Below are 6,062 nucleotides of genomic sequence, written 5' to 3'. Positions count from 1 at the left end.
AACACATGAATGTGGTCTTTGCATGCATTTGCTTCGTGTATCTCCACTCCTTTTCTCTGACAAAGTTCTCGGATAATCTCACCGATGCTTTGTTTATACTTGCCATAGATTATCTGTCTTCTGTACTTTGGTGCGAAAACGATGTGATACTTACATCTCCATTGTGAATGTGCTAAACTGTTCTTGTCCTTCATGGGACGCCTCCTTCAATGATTTGAGTAAGTGGTCGGGAAACCAACTTTATCTTATCATGAAGTGAGGCTTTTTTTGAACCCACGCTGAAAGCTATCCTGAACCCCCGGCACAGCCGGGGGTTTTCAAAGTACATAAAAAAAAAAGGAGCTGGGACAAAAGTCCCAGCTCCTTTAGTATATCCTGATCAGTCCTGATAGGCATGACTACGACGGTTAAGCCATGAATAGGTCAGACCTATAACGAGGCCTCCACCAACGAAATTTCCTAAGCCGGCAAGTAAAAAGTTCATCCCGACAGTATAAACATTCATACCGGTAACTGCTCCAGCTGCTGCAAAATAAGCAAGAGGGAATGAAGAGAAATTAGCGATAAGGTGCTCAAATCCTAAGAAGGCGAAAATGAAGATGATGAAGATCATGGCAATGACCTTACCGGCATCGTCTTTCATTCTAATCGTACTGAATACAGCTGTATTCACAATGATGTTTGCAAATATACCTTCAGTGAATATTTGTAAAGGGGTTTTAGCTAATTTACCTTCTATTGCCTTGAATAAGAAGTGGTCAGCAGGCAAGTCCTGAAAAATAGAAGTTAGAGAAACCAGATAACTTGATATGATCCCACCAATAAGATTAAACAGCAGACAGGTGAACAAAAGAATAAGTGCATTTTTAACTGTTAAGTATTTTCTGTGTACCGCCACAGTTGTATACATCATATTAGATGTACCCAGTTCTGCATTCATATAAATAATCATGACCAGAGACCAGCTGAACATAAATGAATATAAAAATTTTCCGGAACCCGGAATTGCTTTTTCAGCATATTGAGCTGTAATGACAGCGATAGCAGTGCCTAATGTTAAAAATAGTGTGGCAAGCATAGCACGGGCACCATACCCTAGTTTACTGACCTCAAACAACTGTTTTTTCTTTTCAATACTCTTTTCAATACTGTAAAAGAGACCTTGATAATTTGCATCCATGAACATTCCATCCTTTTTGTTAGGTTTTACACAATATTTACATCATACACCTTTCAGTTCATTTTGAAAATGAAAATCAGTATTATTTTCAAAAAAAATTATGACAAAAAAGACACATATGAGCTATCTTTTAATTGGTTCCGTTTTCCTCTATAAAAGGATAGATAACTTCTTTAGATTACAGCCCGTTACCGGTATACTAGACGAAGAAATGACTAATTAACTGGTACAGATCAGAAAGGTGTAAAAATCATGAATAATAACGACCGACTGGTGCGGCTGAGGTATGCACTGGATTTAAAAGATGCAGAATTGGTAGAGATTTTCAAGCTTGGAGAAAAGGAACTCTCTCTAGGAGATGTAAGGTATCTGCTTTCGAAACAAGAAGAGAAAGATTCTCCTGAAGATGAAGAAAACAGTTTTTCAGAAAATCTATATCGAAAGGAATGTACCAATCGGACATTTGAAGCATTCCTGAATGGACTGATCGTTTATAAAAGAGGCCGACAGCTTTCCAAAACAGGTGAACCTGTCAAAATGACGTACGCCTTGAAACACGATAAAGACGTCAATAATATCTTGCTTAAGAAAGTGAAAGTAGCTTTGAAGCTGACAAATGAAGATGTTTTGGATATCCTTGAAGATGCCGATGTCTTTATTTCTAAAAGTGAGTTGAGTGCCGTTTTGAGAAAAGAAGACCACCGTAACTATCAGGAATGTGGCGACCGGTATGCGCGTAATTTCCTGAAAGGTTTGGCATTGAGAGAAAGATTGGACTAAACAGTAAAACACCCCTTTATTTCAGACAGAGATAAAGGGGTGTTTTACTGTTTAGTTGATTCCTTCTTTTAATAAGAAAGAGAGTGAAACGGGTCTTGCTGATCGACTAGAAAGACCTTACTGGCAGCAATGATTGATTCTAGAGGAAAGACAGTGAGATATAAGCAATGATTTATGTCAAAAAATAGTAACTCGTGCTTATCTTCCTGGGCGCTTGAAATGCGACAGAAAAAACGAAGAAGTGATGACTACTGAAAAACATTCCTGCCGTATGAGCTGTGGATCTTTGCGGCAAGACAGTTTAATATCTATTATACGTAATCTGTTATAAACTGAATATATGCTTTGAGCGTACTTAATGAATGAAGGACTGTTTCACATGATTGGAGGGGAACCTGTTGATAGAGGCATATCGTACAAATAATCAAGAGAAAGTTGTTGAAGTAAACGAAGCCGGGAACAGACCGCCGGAGTGGTTGCATATTACTAAAGCAGACAGAGAAGAAATGAAAGGAATTGCGCAGAAGTATGCATTCCCGCTTGATTATTTGACAAGCGCATTTGATCCAGACGAAGTATCCAGGTCTGAAAATCTTGAAAAATCTGATAAGGATCGTCCAAGTTTACTGGTTTTACTTTATCCGATCAGAATAGAGAATAAAGCTGAACTGGAATTTGTGACGCGGGCGCTATCTATCATTCTGACAGACAAACTGCTGATCACTGCTAGTGAAAAGACCCCACCAGTTATTGAAGAAATCATCAGGAACAAGCGCCAGCATCCTGTTAGAATTAAGAACCATACGGATTTTGTTCTGACAGTATCTGAATATATTGCCAGAGAATATATTCAGTGCCTAAAAGAAATCAATCGAGAGACAAGTAAACTGGAAGCCAATATAAAAAAATCCAGCAAGTCAGACAGTCTTTTCAAACTGATGAAACTGCAGAAAAGTATTGTATATTTCGATATCGCAATCGAAACGAATCATACTATATTTGAAGAACTGCGAGGAGCTGAACGTTATATAAAGATGGAAGAAAACAATGAAACGTTGCGGAATGTCAGTGTAGAAATGAATCAGGCCAAAAAAATGATCCGGCAAACGCATGAGCTTCTGGAAGACATCAGTGATACCTTCTCATCACTTATTTCTAATAATTTAAACAGGACCGTGCAGTTTCTGACGACGATTACGATTATTCTTACTATCCCGACCATTATTAGCTCGATGTGGGGAATGAATGTCCCTGTTCCATTTGAAAAGGTGAGCGACGGCTTCTGGATCATGTCGGCTATTATCCTGCTTCTTACCGGTCTGATAGCATATGGTTTGAAGAAGAGAGATTTCTTTTAAAGAAACCTTTGAACGGTAGAAAAAATAGAAGATCAATCGATATAAATGATAGCGCTTCATACTCTTAGGTGAATGCATTTTAAAATAATAATCATTATCAAGAAGATAGACAGGACCTGTGAGAAGAACCCTGCTTATTCCAATGACAAGGGCAGCGGTTACTAGCCGAATTTTTTTAACTTGAAGATATTATCTATGGAAGTAATCATAAGGTGAAAATCAGTAGTAATAATATGAGAAAGGTAGAGTTCTTCTGCAGGCGATTTTCTGTGGATATGTTATAGTCCGTTCATGAATTATCGTTAAACTGATTTTGACTGTTTGATATAATACGTTTCACTGAAACGGATGGAACGTGTTAATCTTGTCTAAAATTTGTCTAAAATCAAGTGTAATATAACTGTAATCCACTATAGATTCTATATTTTCGGTAAGAGTGTTACTATAGGTCTACGTTAAAAATTAAAAAATTACTTTTATAGAGCTTATCGAATCGCAAAAGACAAAGACATAATGGAGGAAATCACTTGAAGAAGAAATTGATCGTGGGACTTGTTTCCTCAATGCTGTTGACGACCGCTGCACCGATGTTAGACAGTGTTGTTCAAGCAGAGGAATCCTTAGAAGAATTACAAAAAGAAAAAGAAAAGATCGAAAATCGTTCAGAAGAGTTAGGTTCAGTGATTGAAGAAACTGAATCAGAAATGAACAGTTTGGAACTGGAAAGACAAGAATTGGAAGCAAACATCCAGTCTCTTCAGATAACGATCCAGGAATTGACAGAAGATGTTGAAAAACAGGAAGGTCTCCTGTCAGAAAAAAATAAAGAGATCGACAAATTAAATGAAGAAATCGCAAACCTAACTGAAGCGATCGAACTGCGTAATGAAAAACTAATGACTCAAGCACGTGCGACACAGACTAAATGGAACCCGACGAATATCATACATATGATTATTTCGGCTGAAGACATATCAGATTTAATTAGTCGAATGGGTGTTATCACTACATTAGTATCAGCAAATCAGACAGTGATCGAAGATCAGCGTCGCGACCAGGAAGCCCTTGTGGAAGCTGAATCAAAAGTACAGCTGGAAAAAGAACAAGCTGAAACATTATTAGCTGAAGTTAAAGCAAATCGTGAAGAACTGACGGTTCAGCAGGCTGAACTTGATGATGAAATCATGTATGTGGCTGAACGCTACCAGATGAATTCTGCTGAAAAAGACCAGTTCGTCAGTGAACAATTTGAACTCGCTCAGGAAACGATGGCCCTGAACGCCGATATCAAAGCAGAAGAAGAGCGTATCGCTGAAGAAAAACGTTTAGAGGAAGAACGTATTGCTGAAGAGAAGCGTCAGGAAGCATTGCGTATCGCTGAAGAGAAACGTCTGGAAGAAGAACGTATTGCAAGAGAAAAACGCGAAGAGGAAGAGCGCATCGCAAGAGAAGAACGTCTTGCTGAAGAAAAAGCCAAAGAAGAAGCAGCTAAGGCAGCAGCAGAAGAAGAAGCCGCTGTACTGGCTGCTCAAAAACGTAAAGAAGAAGCAGCACAAAAAGATCAGGCAGAAAAAGAGGCATCAGAACGCGCAGCAGCTGAACGACGTCGTGAAGAACAGCGTCAGGAAGAAGAAGCTGCAGCTCAAGTACGAGCAGAAGAAAAGGCACGTGCTGAAGAAAGAGCAAGAGAAAAAGCGAGAGCCGAGGAGAGAGCAAGAGAAAAAGCAAGAGCCGAAGCTCAAGCCGAAGCTGAACGTAAAGCAGCTGCAGCGGCAAAAGCTCAGCAAGAAAAAGAACAAGCTCAAGCATCAACCTCTTCAAACAGCGGATGGCTGCGACCTGCAAGCGGATATTTCAGTTCCAGCTATGGCTACCGTACTCACCCAGTGACCGGGGCTCGCGGATCATTCCATAATGGTCTTGATATTGCCGGTGGCGGACCGATCAGAGCAACACGTGCAGGTACGGTTGCAGCCGCTTCGTACTCAGGTACCTATGGCTATAGAGTGATCATCGACCATGGTGATGGATACAGAACATTGTATGCACACATGCAGCCCGGTTTGAATGTCTCTGTAGGACAAAGAGTCTCTCAAGGACAGCAACTAGGAATTATGGGCACGACTGGTCGTTCAACAGGTGTTCACTTACACTTTATTGTTTATAAAAATGGTAGAACTGTGAATCCGATAGATTACATTAGATAAGTATAATATAGACTAAGAAAGAGGGTAGGACTTTTTGTCCCACCCTCTTTCCTGCGTTTAATCAAGTTAAAGCATTCTTCCAGCGGTATTATGACCAGTTGGTGCCGCAGTTTCTCAGGAAGTAGCTGCAAAAACTGTTTAGTGACAAGTTTAGGCTGAGATTTTACAGGAAGTAGTCTCAAAAGCTGTTTAGTGACAAGTTTAGGCAGTGATTCTTCAGGAAGTAGTCTCAAAAGCTGTTTAGTGACAAGTTTAGGCAGTGATTCTTCAGGAAGTGGTCGCAAAAGCTGTTTAGTGACAAGTTTAGGCAGTGATTCTTCAGGAAGTGGTCACAAAAGCTGTTTAGTGACAAGTTGATACAGGATTCCACTAGGAAGTGGTGTCATGCAGCGAAATCACTCCTTTGAATGTCCTCATTCTCGAACAGTTTTAAAAAAGCAAAAAAGGCCGGGAGTTTTTGTCCCGCCCTCTTTTCCGATCAGTTTTGGAAACATGTTCTAAAAATTAGATCCGCCAATTATTTTATCAGAGCTGCTA

At 39.7% G+C, this 6,062-nt stretch carries 5 protein-coding genes; 3 read left to right on the top strand and 2 right to left on the bottom strand.

The window, feature by feature from the left end:
• Together tnpA and BMX84_RS12130 are read right to left on the bottom strand one after the other, a co-directional pair.
• On the bottom strand, positions 1-194 hold a 194-nt coding region (gene tnpA / locus BMX84_RS12135), incomplete at its 3' end, for an IS200/IS605 family transposase (RefSeq protein WP_143058725.1).
• Positions 195-379: 185 nt separating this feature from the next.
• Complete coding sequence (locus BMX84_RS12130) at positions 380-1,180, bottom strand: formate/nitrite transporter family protein (RefSeq protein ID WP_091490288.1); 801 nt, start codon at positions 1,178-1,180, stop codon at positions 380-382.
• Positions 1,181-1,432: 252 nt separating this feature from the next.
• Between BMX84_RS12130 and BMX84_RS12125 the strand changes: the two genes are divergently transcribed.
• The 3 genes from BMX84_RS12125 (at position 1,433) to BMX84_RS12115 (ending at position 5,525) form a co-directional block, all read left to right on the top strand.
• Entirely contained in the window at positions 1,433-1,960 is a 528-nt protein-coding gene (locus tag BMX84_RS12125; RefSeq protein ID WP_091490286.1) for a YehS family protein, read from the top strand.
• 398 nt (positions 1,961-2,358) lie between these two features.
• Positions 2,359-3,318: a magnesium transporter CorA family protein gene (locus tag BMX84_RS12120; protein ID WP_091490283.1), complete on the top strand. Its 960-nt coding sequence runs from the start codon at positions 2,359-2,361 to the stop codon at positions 3,316-3,318.
• A 527-nt stretch (positions 3,319-3,845) separates the two neighbouring features.
• Positions 3,846-5,525, top strand: coding sequence for a peptidoglycan DD-metalloendopeptidase family protein (locus tag BMX84_RS12115; protein WP_091490281.1), 1,680 nt, complete (start codon positions 3,846-3,848; stop codon positions 5,523-5,525).
• The last annotated feature ends 537 nt before the right edge of the window (positions 5,526-6,062 follow it).

The organism is Alkalibacterium putridalgicola, from assembly GCF_900109825.1.
In the GTDB taxonomy this organism is placed as follows: Bacteria; Bacillota; Bacilli; order Lactobacillales; family Carnobacteriaceae_A; genus Alkalibacterium; species Alkalibacterium putridalgicola.
Note: the sequence above shows the minus strand (reverse complement) of the source record. Positions and strands in the feature narration are given on the sequence as shown.